At 69.5% G+C, this 18209-nt stretch carries 13 protein-coding genes; 7 read left to right on the forward strand and 6 right to left on the reverse strand.

Annotated features, from left to right (window positions below; all coding sequences use genetic code 11):
- The first annotated feature begins 37 nt into the window (after positions 1–37).
- Complete coding sequence (locus RHA1_RS31175; RefSeq protein WP_011598295.1) at positions 38–3334, forward strand: ATP-dependent helicase; 3297 nt, start codon at positions 38–40, stop codon at positions 3332–3334.
- Positions 3331–6678: an ATP-dependent helicase gene (locus RHA1_RS31180; protein WP_011598296.1), complete on the forward strand. Its 3348-nt coding sequence runs from the start codon at positions 3331–3333 to the stop codon at positions 6676–6678. Before RHA1_RS31175 ends, RHA1_RS31180 begins: the two co-directional genes overlap by 4 nt.
- On the opposite strand, the gene RHA1_RS31185 is transcribed toward RHA1_RS31180, so the two are convergent.
- Positions 6644–7042 (reverse strand): DoxX family protein, encoded by a 399-nt coding sequence (locus RHA1_RS31185; protein ID WP_011598297.1) that lies wholly within the window; start codon positions 7040–7042, stop codon positions 6644–6646. The two genes, RHA1_RS31180 and RHA1_RS31185, sit on opposite strands and share 35 nt — an antisense overlap.
- 121 nt (positions 7043–7163) lie before the next feature.
- On the opposite strand from RHA1_RS31185, the gene RHA1_RS31190 reads away from it, so the two are divergent.
- Both RHA1_RS31190 and nudC read left to right on the forward strand, forming a co-directional pair.
- Positions 7164–8231, forward strand: coding sequence for a potassium channel family protein (locus RHA1_RS31190; RefSeq protein WP_009479578.1), 1068 nt, complete (start codon positions 7164–7166; stop codon positions 8229–8231).
- 20 nt (positions 8232–8251) lie between these two features.
- A complete protein-coding gene (gene nudC / locus RHA1_RS31195) occupies positions 8252–9163 on the forward strand; it encodes an NAD(+) diphosphatase (protein ID WP_011598298.1) in 912 nt (303 codons plus the stop codon).
- Here nudC and RHA1_RS31200 read toward each other — a convergent pair.
- Positions 9160–9414, reverse strand: coding sequence for a mycoredoxin (locus RHA1_RS31200; RefSeq protein ID WP_011598299.1), 255 nt, complete (start codon positions 9412–9414; stop codon positions 9160–9162). The two genes, nudC and RHA1_RS31200, sit on opposite strands and share 4 nt — an antisense overlap.
- An 80-nt stretch (positions 9415–9494) precedes the next feature.
- Here RHA1_RS31200 and RHA1_RS31205 point away from each other — a divergent pair, with 80 nt between their 5' ends.
- Together RHA1_RS31205 and RHA1_RS31210 are read left to right on the forward strand one after the other, a co-directional pair.
- Positions 9495–11633, forward strand: coding sequence for an ATP-dependent DNA helicase UvrD2 (locus RHA1_RS31205; protein ID WP_009479581.1), 2139 nt, complete (start codon positions 9495–9497; stop codon positions 11631–11633).
- Positions 11634–12083: 450 nt separating this feature from the next.
- Positions 12084–12425: a WhiB family transcriptional regulator gene (locus RHA1_RS31210; protein WP_016883149.1), complete on the forward strand. Its 342-nt coding sequence runs from the start codon at positions 12084–12086 to the stop codon at positions 12423–12425.
- Between the two features lie 87 nt (positions 12426–12512).
- Here RHA1_RS31210 and RHA1_RS31215 read toward each other — a convergent pair whose 3' ends face one another.
- From RHA1_RS31215 to RHA1_RS31225, 3 genes are all read right to left on the reverse strand, one after another.
- Entirely contained in the window at positions 12513–13868 is a 1356-nt protein-coding gene (locus RHA1_RS31215; protein WP_011598302.1) for an ABC1 kinase family protein, read from the reverse strand.
- Entirely contained in the window at positions 13865–14758 is an 894-nt protein-coding gene (locus tag RHA1_RS31220) for a bacteriocin biosynthesis cyclodehydratase domain-containing protein (RefSeq protein ID WP_009479584.1), read from the reverse strand. The genes RHA1_RS31215 and RHA1_RS31220 overlap by 4 nt, the downstream gene beginning before the upstream one ends.
- A gap of 118 nt (positions 14759–14876) precedes the next feature.
- Positions 14877–16304, reverse strand: coding sequence for a zinc-dependent metalloprotease (locus RHA1_RS31225; protein ID WP_011598304.1), 1428 nt, complete (start codon positions 16302–16304; stop codon positions 14877–14879).
- Positions 16305–16416: 112 nt separating this feature from the next.
- Here RHA1_RS31225 and RHA1_RS31230 point away from each other — a divergent pair, with 112 nt between their 5' ends.
- Positions 16417–17439, forward strand: a complete 1023-nt coding sequence (locus tag RHA1_RS31230; protein WP_009479586.1) for a YlbL family protein — start codon at positions 16417–16419, stop codon at positions 17437–17439.
- 4 nt (positions 17440–17443) lie between these two features.
- Here the strand turns inward: RHA1_RS31230 and RHA1_RS31235 are convergent, their stop codons facing one another.
- Positions 17444–18055 (reverse strand): PPA1309 family protein, encoded by a 612-nt coding sequence (locus RHA1_RS31235; RefSeq protein WP_009479587.1) that lies wholly within the window; start codon positions 18053–18055, stop codon positions 17444–17446.
- Between the last annotated feature and the right edge of the window lie 154 nt (positions 18056–18209).

Raw genomic sequence — 18209 nt, forward strand, 5'->3', positions numbered from 1 at the left:
GCACGAGATGTCGGACCGTTCTGGTGGAATGCCACCCATGACGGAATCGGCGGTGCGCACCAGGACGTCGGTTCCCCGTGCCCGGCTCGTGCACCGCCAGAACCCGGTCCGCGAGGCCCGGGTGTGGGACGACGCCACGCAGCAGGTCCTCACCGCACCGCCCCTCGGCCTGGGCTGGAATCCCTGGCAGGTGCTCGGCGGCCCGGGAACGGGCAAGACGTCGCTTCTCGTCGACGTCGCGGTCGACCGGATCGCCGGCGGCGAGGACCCGGAGTCGGTGCTGGTGCTGACGCAGTCGAAGCGAGCGGCGGGGCGGGTGCGCGAAGAGGTCACCGCCGCCCTCATCGGCCACGACGAACACCACGGCCCCCGCGCCACGCGCGAACCGCTCGTCCGCACCGTCCACTCCTACGCCTTCGCGGTGCTGAGACTGCAGGCCGCCGCCCACGGAAATCCGCCCCCACGGCTCATCACCGGCGCCGAACAGGACGCGGTGCTGCGCGAGATGCTGCACGGCGACATCGCGGACGGCGGCGAGATGTGGCCCGAACGTCTGCGTCCCGCACTGGCGCTGGGCGGCTTCGCCGTCGAACTACGCGACCTCATGCTGCGCTCGAGCGAGCGCGGACTCGGCCCGGAAGACCTGATCAGGCTGGGGCAGCGGCACTCCCGTCCCGAGTGGGTGGCGGCAGGAATGTTCGCCGCCCGGTACGAGCACGGGATGCTGCTGCGCGGAGCCGTCGGTGTCGAGGCCCCCGAGGCCACGGCGCCCGCGCTCGACGCCGCCGAACTCATCGGTGCGGCCCTCACCGCGTTCGCCACCGACCCGGACCTGCTGCGCACCGAGCGGGCCCGGGTGCGGCACCTGCTCGTCGACGACGCCCAGCACCTCGACCCGCAGGCCGCGGAACTCGTCCGGCTCCTCGGCACCGGCACTCGCACCACGGTCGTCGCCGGCGACCCGGACCAGTCGATCTACGGCTTTCGCGGAGCCGACCCGACGTTCCTCGCCGACCTGGCCGACAAGGGCGATCCCCGGCAGGTATTGCTGCCGGTCAACTTTCGCAGTTCGGCGGAGGTCGCGACCACGGCGGCCCGGATCACGTCCCGGCTTCCGGGACACCTGCCGCATCGGAGCTGGAGCCCCGCGCAGGACGGTGGACGGACGTCGGTCCGGGTGCTGAGCACGGTGGCGAAAGAGGCCGCGCTCGTCGCCGACACCCTGCGTCGCGCCCACCTCCTCGACGGGGTGCCGTGGTCGGAGATGGCGGTGATCGTGCGCTCGGTGCCGCGGGCCCTGGCGCCGCTGCGCCGCGCCCTGCTGGGTGCGGGTGTGCCCGTCACCACCGCGGCGTCCGAGTTGCCGCTGGCCCGTCAGCACGGGGTGTCGGGATTGATGCTGGTGCTGCGGGCCCTGTCGGGGCAGGAATTCACGGGCGAGGACGCGCTCGCCCTGCTCGCCGGCCCGGTCGGCGGCGCAGAACCCGTGGCGCTCCGGCGTCTTCGCCGTGGTCTGCGGCGCGCCGAGCTGGCGTCCGGCGGCGACCGCGACTCCGCGGAGCTCCTCCGTCTCGTGCTGGTGGGCGAGACCGACAGCACCCGCAGGGTCACGGCCAAGCTGACCGACGTCGAAGCGGCATCCCTGAACCGGGTGCTGTCCGTGCTGCGCAAGGCGAAGGTTCCCCTGGACCGCGGGCGCGGCATCGAGGACGTGCTGTGGGCGGCATGGCAGGCCACCGGACTCGAACGCCGCTGGTCGGCGGTCTCCGCCCGCGGGGGTCCGATCGGCGCACAGGCCGACCGCGACCTCGACGCCGTGGTCGCCCTGTTCGATGCCGCGGCGAGTTACGTCGACCGCCTCCCGCGCGCACAGCTCGCCGGGTTCGTCGACTACCTCACCGGGCAGGCCATTCCCACCACCCGGAACGTCTCCGCCGTCCCGGTCGACGCGGTCTCGGTGCTCAGCGCCCACTCCGCTGCCGGCCGCGAATGGGACGTCGTCGCGGTCGCGGGTGTGCAGGAAGGGCTGTGGCCCAGTCTGCGGGCTCGCGGAAGCCTGCTCGGCACCGAGGCGCTGATCGACCTGACGGCCGGAGTGTCCGACGGCAGCGAGACGGCTGCCGACTGGATGTCGCGCACCGCACCTCTCCTGGCCGAGGAACGCAGGCTCTTCCTGGTGGCGTGCAGCCGGGCGCGGCGGAGTCTGCTCGTCACCGCGGTCGACTCGGCCAGCGGCGACGCCGACCTCGTCCACTCCCGGTTCGTCGACGAACTGCTCTCCGGAGACCAGGATTCGGACGTCGTGGAGGCGGTCGTGCAGGCGGAGGATCCCGCGACCCGGGTCCTGGCCCTCCCCGCCCTGGTCGCCGAGTTGCGCAGCGTGGTCTGCGATCCGGACGTCGCGGAATCCGACCCCGCCCGGCAGGAACGCGCGGCGCGCCAACTCGCCCGGCTCGCCGACGCCGGAGTGCGTGGTGCACACCCGGACCAGTGGTACGGCACCGCCGAACCGAGCACCGGCGTGGCGTTGTGGAACGAGGAGGACGGTCCGGTGTCGTTGTCGCCGTCCACCATCGACCTGCTCAACACGTGCCCGCTGCGGTGGCTGCTCGAACGCCACGGCGGGACGGACGGCGACAACACTCACGCCATCGCCGGAACGCTCGTGCACACTCTGGTGCAGGCGCTCGCCGGGCGGATCCCGCCCGATCAGGTGGCACGCGCGCTCGAGAATGCCTGGGATTCGATCGATCTGGGATCTCAGTGGTACTCGCGGCGTGAACTCGACCGCACCCGGGACATGCTCGCCACGTTCACCGCCTGGCTCGGTAACACCCGGTCCGAACTCACCGAGGTCGGTGTCGAGGTGGCAGTCGACGGCGTCCTGGAACCGCGGGAAGAGGGTTCCCCGACGATCCGGCTGCGGGGGCGGATCGATCGGCTCGAGCGCGATGCGGAGGGCAGGCCCGTCATCGTCGACGTGAAGACCGCCCGCTCACCGGTCACCAAGGACGACGCCCAGCAGCACGCCCAGCTCGCGGCGTACCAGGTGGCGGCGGCGGTCGGCGCGATCGACGGGGAGCCGGCGTCGAAACCCGGTGGGGCGCGGCTGGTCTTCGTCGCCAAACCGCACAGGAAGGAAGGCGCGACCCAGCGGGTGCAGGCACCGCTGTCGGACGAGGACCTCGAGACGTGGCTCGCGGTCATCCACGCGGCAGCGGCGGCCACCAAGGGGCCCGAGTTCCTCGCCCGCGTCAACGACGGTTGCCGGCACTGCCCGGTGCGCACGAGTTGCCCCGCGCACGACGAGGGACGGCAGGTGACGTCGGAATGACGATCCGTATCGATCCGGTGGAACTCGCTGTCGGCCTGGGGCAGCACCCACCGACCCCGGAGCAGGCTGCCGTCATCGCGGCACCCCTCGGCCCGACCCTCGTCGTCGCGGGGGCAGGCGCGGGCAAGACCGAGACGATGGCGGCCCGCGTCGTGTGGCTGGTGGCCAACGGTGTCGTCGACCCCGAGGCGGTGCTGGGGCTGACGTTCACCCGCAAGGCGGCGCAGCAGCTCACCGCCCGGATCCGGAAACGCCTTGCCCGGCTTGCAGGTTCGGACCTGCTCCGCAGGGTCGATCCGAGCGGTGACCTGCGATCGCGAATCCTCGCGGGCGAACCGGAAGTCAGCACCTACCACTCCTACGCCGGGCGACTGCTGTCCGAGCACGGGCTCCTGCTGCCCATCGAGCCGTCGGCGACGCTCCTGTCGGAGACGGAACTGTGGCAGCTGGCGCACCGGGTGGTCAGCTCGTGGGACGGCGACCTCGACACCGACCGGAATCCGGCGTCCGTCACCGAAGCCGTGCTCGCGCTGTCCGGGCAACTGGCCGAGCATCTCGTCGAACCGGACGATCTGCGGGAGGCGCACACCGAGCTCGACAAACTCGTCCACACCCTGCCCGCCGGACCACGGCAGCGCGGCGGCCCCGGCAAGGAACTGCTCGACATCCTCGACACCCAGCACCGGCGGGTGGAACTCCTTCCACTGGTGCAGCGTCTCGCGGACACTCTGCGCCGGGAAGGTGCGCTCGACTTCGGCAGCCAGATGTCGCTGGCGGCACGGGTCGCCGCGGACCACCCCGAGGTCGGACTCGCCGAGCGCACCCGCTTCCGGGTGGTGCTGCTCGACGAGTACCAGGACACGGGACACTCGCAGCGGGTGCTGCTGTCGTCCCTGTTCGGCGGCGGTCTCGACGGCGAACTCGCGCTCACCGCGGTGGGTGACCCCATGCAGTCCATCTACGGCTGGCGTGGTGCCTCGGCGGCCAACCTGCCCCGCTTCGCGACGGATTTCCCGCTGGCGAACGGAGATCCGGCGCCGACCCTGGAACTGCTCACGAGCTGGCGTAACCCGCCGGAGGCCCTGGCGCTGGCCAACATGGCGTCGGCGTCCCTGCGCGAGCGGGGTGTGTCGGTCAGCACGCTGCGGGCACGACCACAGGCCGTCCCGGGTGATGTGCGGCTGGCCCTCACCGGTGACGTCGTGCAGGAACGCGAATGGGTCGCCGACCGCATCGCCGAACAGTACGCGGACGCCACCAGTAGGGGCGAGGATCCGCCGACCGCCGCGGTGCTGATCCGTCGCAACGCGGACGCCGCACCGATCGCGGAGGTCCTGCGGTCCCGGGGGCTGCCGGTCGAAGTGGTCGGGCTCGGCGGGCTGCTCCACACCCCCGAGGTGGCCGACGTGATCGCGATGCTCCGGGTGGTGGCCGACCCGATGGCGGGCAGTGCCGCCGTGCGGATGCTGACCGGGGCGAGATGGCAGATCGGGGCCGCCGACCTGACGGCGCTGTCGCGGCGAGCATCCGAACTGGCCATCGGAACCGGCTACGGCACCACCGGCGCCGTCACCGATTCGTCCGCTCTGGCCGACGCCGTCGGCCAGGCGTTGCCCGGTGAACACGCGGAGCAGGCCGGGCTGGCGGATGCCCTCGCGGATCCCGGCCCCGCCGAACGCTATTCGCAGGTCGGCTACGCCCGGATCACCGCCGTCGCGGCGGAGTTGGCGTCTCTGCGTGAGCGGATCGGGCAGCCACTCACCGAGCTGGTGGCCGAGGTGGAACGGGCGCTGGGTATCGGCATCGAGGCGCAGGCCCGGACACGTCGGTCGGCGCGGGGCAGTGCCGGCCGTGAACATCTCGACGCCTTCGCCGACGTCGTTGCCGGGTACGCGAGCCGCACGTCGGCCACCGTCACCGGACTGCTCGCCTTCCTGTCGGCCGGGGAGTCGGTCGAAAAAGGTTTGGCGCCGGGCGAAGTCGAGGTGGACCCGCACCGCGTCCAGGTGCTGACGGTGCACTCCGCCAAGGGGCTGGAGTGGGAAGTGGTGGCGGTACCGCACCTCACGGCAGGCGTCTTTCCGTCGCGGACGGCGTCCGGATCCTGGCTCGGTGCCGTCGGTGAACTGCCGCCCTCACTGCGCGGAGACCGTGCGCGGCCGGGGGAGTCGGCAGACGGCGTGCCCGTTCTCGAGCTCGAGAACCTGTACGACCGGAAAGACCTCGAGGAGGCCGTGAAGGCGCACAAGGCGGCGCTGGCGGCGCGCAAACTCGACGAGGACCGCCGGCTGTTCTACGTCGCACTCACCCGCACCGAACGGGTGCTGTTCGCGTCGGGTCACCACTGGGCAGAATCCGGAACCGAGCCGAAGGGTCCCTCGGAGTTCCTCACCGAACTGCGTGACACGGTGACCGACGAGGAGCACGAGGGAATCGGGATCGTCGACATCTGGGCGCCCGCACCCGAACCCGACGAGCAGAACCCGCTGACGAGTACCCCCAAGTCGGCAGTGTGGCCGCGGGATCCGCTCGGGCTCCGCCGGGAGTCGGTCGAGCGGGGCGCGGCGCTGGTCGTCGCGGCGCTGAAGCGTGCCGGCGCGCCGACACCGGCAGGCGAGGACGACGATCCCGAGAACTGGGCAGCCGACGTCGACGCGCTTCTCGCGGAGCGCGAGGCGCGGGCGAACGCACGCACCGAGGTGGTGTTGCCCGGTCAGTTGTCGGTGAGCCAGCTCGTCGAACTGGAAGCCGACCCGGACGCCCTGGCCGCCCGGCTGCGGCGTCCGCTGCCGTTCCCGCCGAATCCGCTCGCGCGTCGCGGTACCGCGTTCCACGCCTGGGTGGAGCGCCGTTTCGGGGCCACCCGGCTGCTCGACCTCGACGAGCTGCCCGGTGCCGCCGACACGGACGCGGGCCCCGACACCGATCTCGCGACCCTGCAGGATGCGTTCCTGCGCTCGTCCTGGGCCGACCGCAACCCGACCGAGGTCGAGGTGCCGTTCGAGACGTCGGTGGCGGGCACGGTGCTGCGCGGCCGGATCGACGCGGTGTTCACCGACCCCGACGGCGGGTGGACGGTGATCGACTGGAAGACCGGCGCCGAGCCGAGCGCGGCCAACGAGAAGGCCGTCGTGATGCAGCTGGCCGCGTACCGGCTGGCGTGGGCCGAACTGATGGACGTTCCGATCGAGCGGGTGCGCGCCGCGTTCCACTACGTGCGGACCGGGCGGACGATCGCGCCGGACCACCTGCCCGACGCCGACGCGCTCGCCCGTCTGCTCCGTTCCGCCGGTTCTCCCGACGAGGAGATCAGGCCTGACGCCGAGCCTTCAGCGACTCGGTGACCAACGGGATCTGCAGCGGAAGGCGCAGCAGCACACCGGCTTTCTGCACATTCGTCGTCTTGGAGCTCGTCAGCCAGTCCACTGCCATGGTGACGTTGGCGGGGAAGACGGCGACGAACAGGAGAGCAGCGAGGCCGCCACCGAGCCTGCGGGTTCGCGGCACGGCGAGCGCGGTGCCGATGGCGAGCTCGGCGACCCCCGACACGTACGTGTAGGTGCGGGCCTCGCCCGGAAGTTGGGTGGGGACCGTGGAGTCGAAGAACTTGGGGGCGACGAAGTGCATGGTGCCGGCGCCGAGCAGCAGCGCGGCAAGGCGGAGTGCGGGCTTCTGGCTCGGTCGTGGTGTGTGGCTCTCTCGTTGCATGACGTCAGCTTGCCCGAGCAACTCGGTTCGCGACAACGAGGCTCCGACGTGTCACCGATGGGACAATCGGGGTTAGGCTGCCAGCCGATGTCGGAGTTCAGTGCAACGTGGGGACGAACATATGGCCGGTAGGCTGCGTGAGAGATTGACCAGGTCGGACACCCTGACCGACCGGCCTGACTTCGCGTTGGTGGGGGTGCTCCGGATTCCGGAGCTGCAGACCAGTCCGGCGCGGGCGATCTACCGCCGCGTGGGTATCGCCCTGGCGGCGTTGATGTTGGCGGTTCTCATCGTCTACATCGACCGGGCGGGCTACCGCGACGCGCAGGACAACGAATTGTCGCTGCTCGACTGCATCTACTACGCGACGGTGTCGTTGTCCACGACGGGCTACGGCGACATCACGCCGTTCACACCGTCCGCGAGGCTCGTCAACGTTCTCCTGATCACGCCTCTTCGAATCTTCTTCCTCATCGTCCTCGTCGGTACGACTCTCTCCGCGCTCACGCAGAGCTCCCGGCAGGCGTTCAAAATCCAGCGTTGGAGGCAGCACGTGCGCAATCACACCGTGGTGATCGGCTACGGAACCAAGGGACGCACCGCGATCGACGCGATGCTCGGCGACGACGTTCCGCCGTCGGAGATCGTGGTGGTCGACACCGATCATGCGGTGCTCGACTCGGCGGCCAGCAAGGGGCTCGTCACGGTCCACGGGTCCGCCACCAAATCGGACGTGCTGCGGTTGGCGGGCGCGCAGAACGCGTCGGCGATCATCGTCGCGGCCAACCGTGACGACACCGCGGTGCTGGTGACGCTGACGGCGCGGGAGATCGCACCGAAGGCGAAGATCGTCGCGGCGATCCGCGAATCCGAGAACACGCATCTGCTCCGGCAGTCCGGCGCCGATTCGGTCGTCGTGTCGTCCGAGACCGCGGGCCGGCTCCTCGGCATCGCCACGAAGACGCCGAGCGTCGTCGAGATGATGGAGGACCTCCTGACTCCGGAGGCGGGTTTCGCGATCGCGGAGCGCCCCGTCGAGCGGGACGAGATCGGCGGCTCCCCACGTCACCTCGCGGACATCGTGCTCGGTGTGGTGCGGGACGGGCGGCTGATCCGGGTCGGCTCTCCGGAGGTCGATTCGATCGAGGAGAACGACCGACTGCTGTACATCCGTCGGGTCGCCAACTGACCGGCAGTAGTGTCGAGGGCGTGACTGAATTCCGGCTCAACGACACCCCGCTCCTGTCCCGCTCCGCTGTCGGGCGGGCCGAGGAATTGCGTTCGGACACGGACGCCCTTCGAGCGGGCTGGCGGGATGCGCTGCTGCTGCGCGTCAATCACCGCGGACAGGTGCGGGTGGGGGACGACGGCCTCGTGTTCGCGGAGGCCACCGAACTCGGCCCCGAACCGCAACGCGGGGCGGTCTTCCTCGGCATCCGCAAGGACCGGCACGTATGGGCGGTGCGGGTGCAGGCGCTGACCGGCGAGCTCGCCGATCTCCGGATTCTGGGCGGGACGCTGGACGACGCGGACGCGGGCGTACTCACCGGGGCCCTCGCGATGCTCAACTGGCACGACAGCGCAGGCTTCAGCGCGCTCGACGGCGCGCCGTCCGAACCGACGATGTCGGGGTGGTCGCGGATCTCGACGAGCACCGGGCACGAAGAATTTCCCCGCACGGATCCGGCGGTCATCTGCCTCGTGCACGACGGCGGAGACCGCGTCCTGCTGGCCCGGCAGCCCACGTGGCCTGCGCGGCGGTTCTCGATCCTGGCTGGATTCGTCGAGGCCGGTGAATCGCTGGAGACGTGCGTCATCCGGGAGATCAAGGAAGAAGTGGGTGTCGACGTTCGTGACGTGCGCTACCTGGGCAGCCAGCCGTGGCCGTTTCCCCGGTCGGTGATGATCGGGTTCGCGGCCGTCGGCGATCCCGACGCCCCGCTGACGTTCGCGGACGGCGAGATCGCCGAGGCCCGGTGGTTCACTCGGGACGAGGTGCGGACGGCACTCGAACTCGGCGACTGGGCGTCGGACACGGACGCCCCGCTGCTGCTCCCGGGCTCGATTTCCATCGCGCGGGGAATCATCGAGTCCTGGGCGGGAGCAGCGACGGAGTCCTAGGCGCCGAGGAGCTGCTTGACCTGCGCCAACGACGGGTTGGTCGCGGTGCTGCCGTCGGCGAACTTGACGGTGGGGACGACATGGTTGCCGCCGTTGACGCTGCCGACGAACTCCGCCGATGCCGGGTCGTCCTCGATGTCGATCTCCAAGTAGCCGATGCCGGATTCGTCCAGCTGGGTCTTCAGGCGCCGGCAGTAGCCGCACCAGGTGGTGGAGTAGATGGTCAGGGCGGGGGTGTCGGTAGCAGTCACGGCGGATATAACACCACGACTCCGTCGTGTGTTCCCACTGCGGTGTTCGTCCGCTTCGCGCCGTGTCGGTTGCCCCTGTCATGATGGACGCCATGTCAGCAGCCGGCGCAGCAGAGGTGACGAGTACCGGTCTCGATCCCGAACAGTCCGCAGCGGTACTCGCTCCCCGGGGCCCGGTGTGTGTGCTGGCGGGGGCCGGAACAGGGAAGACCCGGACCATCACCCGGCGTATCGCGCACCTCGTGGCCAGTGGGCACGTCGCCGCGGGGCAGGTGCTGGCGGTCACGTTCACGGCTCGCGCGGCGGGCGAGATGCGCGGCCGGCTGCGCAGCCTCGGGATCGGCGACGGGGGAGCGCAGGTTCAGGCGCGCACGTTCCACGCCGCCGCACTGCGACAGCTGAGGTACTTCTGGCCGCAGGTGATCGGCGACACGGAATGGCGGCTGCTGGACCGCAAGTTCGCGGTCGTGTCGTCCGCCGCCGGACGGGTCGGGTTGTCCACCAGCACGGAGAGCGTCCGCGACCTGGCGAGCGAGATCGAGTGGGCCAAGGCCTCGCTGATCGCGCCGGAGGACTACCCGCGTGCGGTGGCCAAGTTACGCAGGGAGGCGCCGGTCGACGCCGCGAAGGTCGCCGAGGTCTATCACGGCTACGAGCAGCTCAAGGCCCGCGGCCAGGACGGGATGCTCCTCGATTTCGACGATCTCCTGCTCCACACGGCGGCGGCGCTCGAGGAGCATTCGGCTGTCGCCGAGGAGTTCCGCGACCGGTACCGGTGCTTCGTGGTGGACGAGTACCAGGACGTCACCCCGCTACAGCAGCGTGTCCTCGACGCCTGGCTCGGGGAGCGGGACGACCTCACCGTCGTCGGTGACGCCAACCAGACCATCTACTCGTTCACCGGCGCCACACCCAACTACCTGCTCGACTTCTCGCGCCGGTTCCCCGAGGCCACCGTCGTGCGCCTCGAGCGCGACTACCGTTCGACCCCCGAGGTCGTGTCGATGGCGAACCGGGTGATCGGAGCGGCGCGCGGCAGGATCGCGGGCACCCGTCTGCAGCTGATCGGGCAACGCGACTCCGGACCGGAGCCGAGTTTCGTCGAGTTCGACGACGAGCCGGCCGAGGCCGCCGGGGTGGCGCGCACGATCAAGCGGCTCATCGCGTCCGGCACTCCGGCCGCGGAGATCGCGGTCCTGTACCGGATCAACGCCCAGTCCGAGGTGCACGAGCAGGCGCTGACGAAACTCGACATCCCGTACCAGGTCCGGGGCGGAGAGGGATTCTTCACGCGTACCGAGGTGCGTCAGGCCGTGGCGGCACTACGTCAGGCCGCAGGTCGCGACGACCTGCCGGATGCGGTCGGCGCCGACCTGGTCACGCTCGTCCGCGCGGTCCTCGTTCCGCTGGGGCTGACCGACGCGGAACCGGCGGGTGCGCAGGCTCGCGAACGGTGGTCGTCGCTGTCGGCGCTGGTCGCGCTCACCGAGGAGCAGCTGACCCAGGACCCGGAGTTGACCCTCGACGCGCTGTTGCGTGAACTGAGCCTGCGGGCCGAGGCGCGGCACCCACCCGTCGTGCAGGGTGTGACGCTCGCGTCCCTGCACGCCGCCAAGGGGCTCGAATGGGACGCCGTGTTCCTCGTCGGGCTGACCGACGGAACGCTGCCCATCCAGCACGTGCTCGGCGACTCCAATTCGGCACCGGACGAGGCCGCCGTCGAGGAGGAGCGCCGGTTGCTGTACGTCGGCGTGACCCGCGCCCGGGAGCACCTGCAGATGTCGTGGGCGCTGTCCCGGAACGAGGGCGGCCGCAAGTCGCGGCGCCGTTCGCGGTTCCTGCACGGCCTCATCCCCGAGGATTCACCTGCCTCGCGGATCGCGGCGCCCGCCAAGAGCACCAAGAAGCGTCCACGGTGCCGGCTGTGCGGAAAACAGCTGATCGGGACGACCGCGACCATGCTCGGTCGCTGTGAAGGGTGCCCGTCGAACGTCGACGTGGAACTGCTCGAATCGCTGCGGTCGTGGCGGCTCGAGAAGTCGCGGGAGCTGAAGGTTCCGGCGTACGTGGTGTTCAGCGACAACACGTTGACGGCTCTCGCCGAGCAGCGACCGCAGGACGATCGCGGGCTCGTCGCGATCCCCGGGATCGGTGCGAAGAAGCTCGAGCAGTTCGGTGAGGACGTCCTCGGTGTGATCAAGGGAAGCGGTAGTCCCTGAACGACTCCCGCGCGGTGAGTGAGTAGTGCGCATCACTGCAGGTCAAAAATAGGTTGTGCGGTTCTGGAGAATTGCCTACTGTGGTTTCAGTGCGCGGGGAGACCCGTGTGGTTCACATCGGATCGAGAAGAAATGGAGGTGGCAGTGAAATGACGAAGTACCAAGCACATGAGACGGCAGTCGCTGCTGCCTCCGCACTGTTCGGCATGAACGCGGCGGAAGCGGCACCGGCGATTGTCTGGTCGGCAGCCCGTCGTCGTCCCGCAGCAGCAGTCGAGTCCGTGTATCGGAGTTGTCGAGGAATTCCTCGGTAGGCCAACTCCCACCGTCTTTTCAAGGCCACGGACCCGCATCGCGGACCGTGGCCTTTGTAGTTCGAGCACCTTTCCCGCTCGCAGCCTCGGCTCTGGTTCGCACCCACTTCATCGAACCGAAGAATTGACCGTCGCAATGAGAGCAGAGGAGAAGGACGTGTCTACCGTGACATGCCGAGGGGTATCCGAAACCTCAACCGCCACAAGCGGATTTGTTCAGATAGTGTCCGCGCGTGGTGACCTGCCCTGCCGGGTCGATGATCCCGACCTGTGGTTTGCGGATTCTCCCACCGAGCTGGAACAGGCGAAGGCGCTGTGCGCGTCCTGCCCGATCCGCTCCCGCTGCCTCGACGCGGCCCTCGATCGGGGTGAGCCGTGGGGCGTGTGGGGTGGGGAGATCTTCGACCAGGGTGTCGTGATCGCCCGCAAGCGTCCCCGGGGACGTCCGCGCAAGACTCAGACTCTGGTCTGTGCGTAGAAACCGGTACGGGGCGGGAGAATTCGGGCGTTCGCCCGGCCACTCACACGAGTGGTCCGGGCGAACGCCCGTTCTGTGTCTTCGAGGTCAGACGGTGTCTTCGTCCTCGGGTGCAGGCTCGGCGAACCCGGGGAGCCACCGCGTGAGGATCTCCATGTACGGCGCGTACGCGTCCAGCTGAGCGCAGATTCCCACCGAGCCGACGAGAACCCGGAAGATCATCAGGTACTCCGCCGGCAGATTCAGTGCCCGGGCCGTCCGGAACTGCGCACTGTTGAAGTCGGTCGCGGAACCCGCGGCCTTCTGCAGCCAGGCACGGGTGAAGTGGAACGATTCGGTGCGTATCGGGTCGGTGACGGGACGCAGGTAGTCTGCGATCTCCTTGTCGGTGACCGTCCGGCCGGGCAGAACGAATCCGTTGGCGTGCAGCAACTCCGTCAGTTCGTCGAACTGCTCGTGGAGCGCCAGCCGGACCATGGACCCGAGCACCGGGGGAAGACCGTGCGGAAACGGTGCCGCGGCACCGAAATCGATGACACCGAGGCGGCCGTCGCTGTGCAACATGAAGTTGCCCGGATGCGGATCGCAGTGGAGCAGGCCGACGCGGGTGGGGGAGGCGAAGTGGAACTCCGCGAGCAGTGCACCCGCGGTGTTGCGTTCCTCGGGGGTGCCGTCGGCGATGATGGCCGACAGCGGCTTCGCCGACATCCACTCGGTGACCACCACCTTGGGGGCACTGGCGACCACGTGCGGAACCGCGAATTGTGGATCCCCGTCGTACACCTTGGCGAAGCGGCGCTGATTGTTCGCCTCGATCCGGTAGTCGAGTTCTTCCTCGGTGCGGGCCGTGAACTCGTCGATGACCGGGCGCACGTCGACGCCGGGCATGACCGAGGCGAACAGTCCCGCGAACCGGCCGAGCGTCTTCAGGTCGGCGCGCAGCGCCTCGTCGGCGCCGGGGTACTGAACCTTGACGGCCACGTCGCGACCGTCGGCCCACAAGGCGCGGTGCACCTGGCCGATGCTGGCCGATGCGGTCGGGGTGTCGTCGAACGACTGGAACCGGTCACGCCACTTGGTGCCCAGCTGCTGGTCGAGCATTCTGTGGACGGCCCGCGCGGGCAGGGGAGGCGCCTGCGCCTGCAGCTTGTTCAGCGATTCACGGTAGGGTTCCGCGAACTCCTCGGGGATCGCCGCCTCCATGACGCTGAGCGCCTGCCCCAGTTTCATGGCGCCGCCCTTGAGTTCGCCGAGGACCGCGAACAATTGCTCGGCGGCCTTCGCGCTCAGCTGGGCGTCGATCTCGTCCTTGTCACCGCCGGTCAGCTTCCGGCCGAAGCCCATCGCGGCACGCCCCGCGATCCCCAACGGGATGCTCGCGAGTTTGGCGGTGCGGGCGGAACTCCTGCGGGGGATGTCGGACACCCCACCATCATGCATCATGACCGAAGCCGGTTCGATTCGCCCACGGCGGGTGCCAGATACGTGCAGCTGCAGCTCGCCTGCCGTGGCCAGCGCCGGGTCGATAGCCGGTGCGCGCCGAGATCGATCTCGAGCGTCGCGTCGAGGCTGCTGGGCGGCGCGCCTCGCGGAGCGGCCAAGACGGCTTCGAGTTGGCCGAGGGCGACTGCTGCCGTGGCCATGATCACGGCGGGGCTCGCGTGCCCGACCGTCCCGAGGAGCTGAGCGGACAGGTGCGGCCAGTCCTCGTCGTACGCGGCACGGAGGAGGTCGGCGCACCGTAGGCAACTGGTGTGGCCCGGGAGCACCAGAGGGCCGACCACACCGCGGCCGTCACGCAGCCGGACCTGCAGGTGCGGTATGCCGTTCTGGACCAGATCCGCGACGAGCCGAGGTTCTGCCACCAGATCGTCCGCGAGTACGACGCACAGAACGTTCCACCGCCGGACGTCGCTGTCGGCGGAATAGCGGAAGGAGCGGGAGACCCGGATACCGCCGTCCGTGAGCCCGGCCGACACCGCATCCGACAGCGGGCCGCGCCCGTGCACGCGAATCGGGATCGTGTCCGCGACGGGGGACGTGCCTGCGACATCGATCAGACCGGCCCGGTCGAGGTCGCCGAGCAGTTTCGACACGTCTGTGGGCGCCAGGCCGTACCCGACGGCGGTCCACAGGATGTGCGGCCGCGAGTTCTTGCCGTCGAGCAGTCGGACGACGGCCAGGAGTTGCTCGGTCCGGACCCCGGGCGGCGGGGCGAGTACGAGCGCGCGTTCGGGATCCCAGCCGAACTGCACCCGCCCGTCGGGGCGGACGAGTACGGCGATCCGGGGATCGAGAGTGACACCGACGTGCGGTGTGGGCTGGATGGTCACACGCTGAGGATCGCAGGCCACGACCGGGCATCAGCGCCGAAAACGCGGGTTGTCCACAGGCCGAAACATGCCTCGACCTGCAGACTTCCCGCTATCGAAAATTGGTGGGATCGGAAGGTCAGGACTCGGACTCGTCGTCTTTGCCGGACTTGCCGCGTTCGGCTTCCTCGGCCCGCTCGCGCGCCTCGGTTGCCTCCAGCTGTGCCATCGGATTGTCGAAGTCGCCGCCGTCGCCGCCGCCTAGCACACGTTCGACGAACGCATCCGGGCTGTCGAGATCGGATGAGTCGGGCAACAGGTCGGGGTGGGCCCACACACCGTCACGGGCATCGACGGTCGACTCGGACGTGAGGCGAGTCCACAGCTGCGCGGCCTCCCGGACCTTGCGAGGACGCAGTTCGAGTCCGACGAGCGTCGCGAACGTCTGCTCGGCGGGTCCACCGGTCGCACGCCTGCGGCGCAGCGTCTCGCTGAGGGCCGCGACGCCGGGGAGTCGGTCGTTCAGTGCCGACGCGACGACGACCTCGACCCAGCCCTCGATGAGGGCGAGCAGCGTCTCGAGTCGCTCGAGAGCCTGCTTCTGCTCGGGTGTGGTCTGCGGTTCGAATGCGCCCTGCTGCAGGATGTTCTCGAGCTGCGACGGATCGGTCAGTGCAGACGGGTCGAGTCCCTTCGCCATGTCCTCGATGGCCGAGAAGTCCATCGTGATGCCGCGGGCGTACTCCTCGACGGTGGCGAGAAGACGCTGACGCAGCCACGGGACGTGGCTGTACAGGCGCTGGTAGGCGGCCTCCCGTGCGGCGAGGAAGACGAGGATCTCGCGGTAGGGCTGTTCGAGGCCCTTGCTGAACCGCTCCACCGCGGCGGGGAGCAGTGCGCCAGTGCCTGCCGGACCGAGGGGGAGACCGATGTCGGTGGAGGTGAGCACCTCCTTGGACAGCTGCCCCAGGGCCTGGCCGAGCTGGGAGCCGAACGCGAGGCCACCCATCTGGCTCATCATGCCGATCATCGGGCCTGCCATCTGCTGCGCTTCCTCGGGCAGCCCCTGCACCCACATGCCGGACACCTTCTCCGCGACCGGGTCGCACAGCCGCTTCCAGGTGTCGAGAGTGTTGTCGAGCCAGTCGTTGGGCGTCCACGCGACGGTCTTCGTTGCGCCCGCGGGCAGCGTCGTCGCGGCATCGAGCCACAGTTCCGCGAGCCGTGAGGCATCGGCGATCGCCTCGGAGTTGCCCTGGGTGATGGGAGCGACGGACCCCATCTGCTGGCGCGCGAGCTTCTTCGCGATCTCGTAGTTGACCGGGCCGGTCTGCTCACCGGAGCCCATCGACGTGCCCATCCCGCTCAGCATCTGGCCGAACTGGGTCAGCATCTGGCCGAGGGCGGCCGGGTCGAAGCCCCCGGCGGGGAAACCACCCGCCCCGAAACCGAAGTCGTCGGAACCGCCCGCGTTCTTGTCGCGGTCGGGCCCGTTCTGATCCCCCGTGTTCTTGTCACGATCGGGATCGTCGTCGGGTTTGGAGAAGCCGAAGGGCGGATTGCTCATGACTCAACGGTACAAGGCGCGTGGTTCCGTGGTGTCCACCTCGTCACGCTGACGGCGAACACGCGGACGGCCGACAACGGTGTCCACGTGTTCGCGCTCTACGCTGGTCCAGGTGAATCGACGGATCGTGACGCTTCTGGCTGCGCTGGCCCCGATCGTGGTACTCGGAATTCTCGGCACGGTGATCACGGTGCCGTACGTGGCCCTCGGGCCGGGACCCACGTTCAACACACTCGGCGAAGTGGGGGGTGAGGAAGTCGTCGCCATCGAGGGAACGGAGGTCGACGACACCACCGGCCACCTCAACATGACGACGGTCGCCGTGCGCGACGACCTCAACGTGTTCGAAGCGTTCGGGTTGTGGGCCAGTGGGCGTCAGGGCATCGTCCCCCGCGAAGAGGTGTACCCGCCGGACAAGTCGAAGGACGAGGTCAAACAGGAGAACGACGCCGACTTCCAGCAGTCGGAGGACAGCGCCGAACTCGCGGCGCTCCACTTCCTGGGTAAGCCGGTGGACCTGCGGATCGCCAAGGTCGGTGAGGACGGACCGTCCCAGGGACTGCTGCGCGAGGGCGACGTAATGGTGAGTGTCGACGGAAAGCCGGTCTCGACGGTCGGTGGCGTGCAGGAGGCGGTGGCCGATGTGCCCCCGAACACGGAGGTGCCGATCGTGATCCGGCGCGACGGCGCCGAGACGACGGTGCGGGTGGTGCTCGGCGCACGCCCGGACGACGAGTCCAAGGGCTACCTGGGGATCACTCCCGAGGAGATCCCGGACGTCCCGTTCACGATCGACTTCAACCTCGCCGACGTGGGCGGCCCCTCGGCAGGGCTCATGTTCACCCTCGCCGTGATCGACAAACTCAGCCCGGGCGAACTCAACGGCGGCAAGTTCGTCGCCGGCACCGGCACGATCGACTCCGACGGCGACGTCGGCCCCATCGGCGGCATCAAGTACAAGTTGATCGCCGCGGAGGAGGCGGGCGCCGAGACGTTCCTCGTGCCGGCGAAGAACTGCGACGAGGCACGCCAGGGTGCGCCCGACGGGCTCCGGCTGGTGAAGGTCGAGAACCTCGACGGCGCCGTCGACGCGCTCGAGGCGATCAATACCGGAGCCGACGCGCCGCACTGCTGAGCGGTCAGTCCTCCTCGGTCGCGTCGAGGGTGGCGTACAACGCGCTGATGAGATTCGGCGCCAGATCCTCGTAGGTGAGCAGTTCGATCCCGGCGTACGGGTCGGCGTCCTCGTCGGGGCGCAACTGCATCAGGCACAACGACGGTCCGTCGCGCAGCACGGCGGCGATCAACCGGGCGGACCGGCGGTCGGGATGCGACTCGGCCGCGGCCCGCGCGGCGTCGTCGGCGGCGTCGCGATCGGACAGCAGGGGGACGAGCGCGTCGTCGAGGTCGGACTCCGCCTCGGGCGGCAGAACGACGATCTCCTGCACGAGGGCGCACCCCACCACGGACTCCGGCCAGCTGGTGGTGGCGAGGAACTCGTCGAGTGCGCGCGACCCGCCGTCGATGTCGTCGGGGAACGGATCCTGTTCCACCGGGGTCAATTCCGAGCCGTCGGCGAGCTGGTCGAGCAGGCTCGGTTCGGCGGCCGCGAGCAGTTCGGTCGGGACGAGTGCGAACATCTGGGGCGGCTGATCCCACCCTCCGGCATCGACGAATTCGACCACCTCGCGCACACAGCGGGCGAGGGCGTCCGTCTCTCTGTTCACATTCTCTTCACTCACGAGACCCATCTTCGCACCCCCGGCACAGGACCGACGGCCGCATCTCCCGGTTGTTACGTAGAGTGGGACGAAACGGTCACGCCCTTGCTGTTCGGGTGTGGACGAACGAACGGTGCAGTTGATCGCGGCGCGACAGCGTCGCCGAGTTCTTGGAGTGTGGCAC

The sequence above is a fragment of the Rhodococcus jostii RHA1 genome, assembly GCF_000014565.1.
Lineage (GTDB): Bacteria > Actinomycetota > Actinomycetes > Mycobacteriales > Mycobacteriaceae > Rhodococcus_F > Rhodococcus_F jostii_A.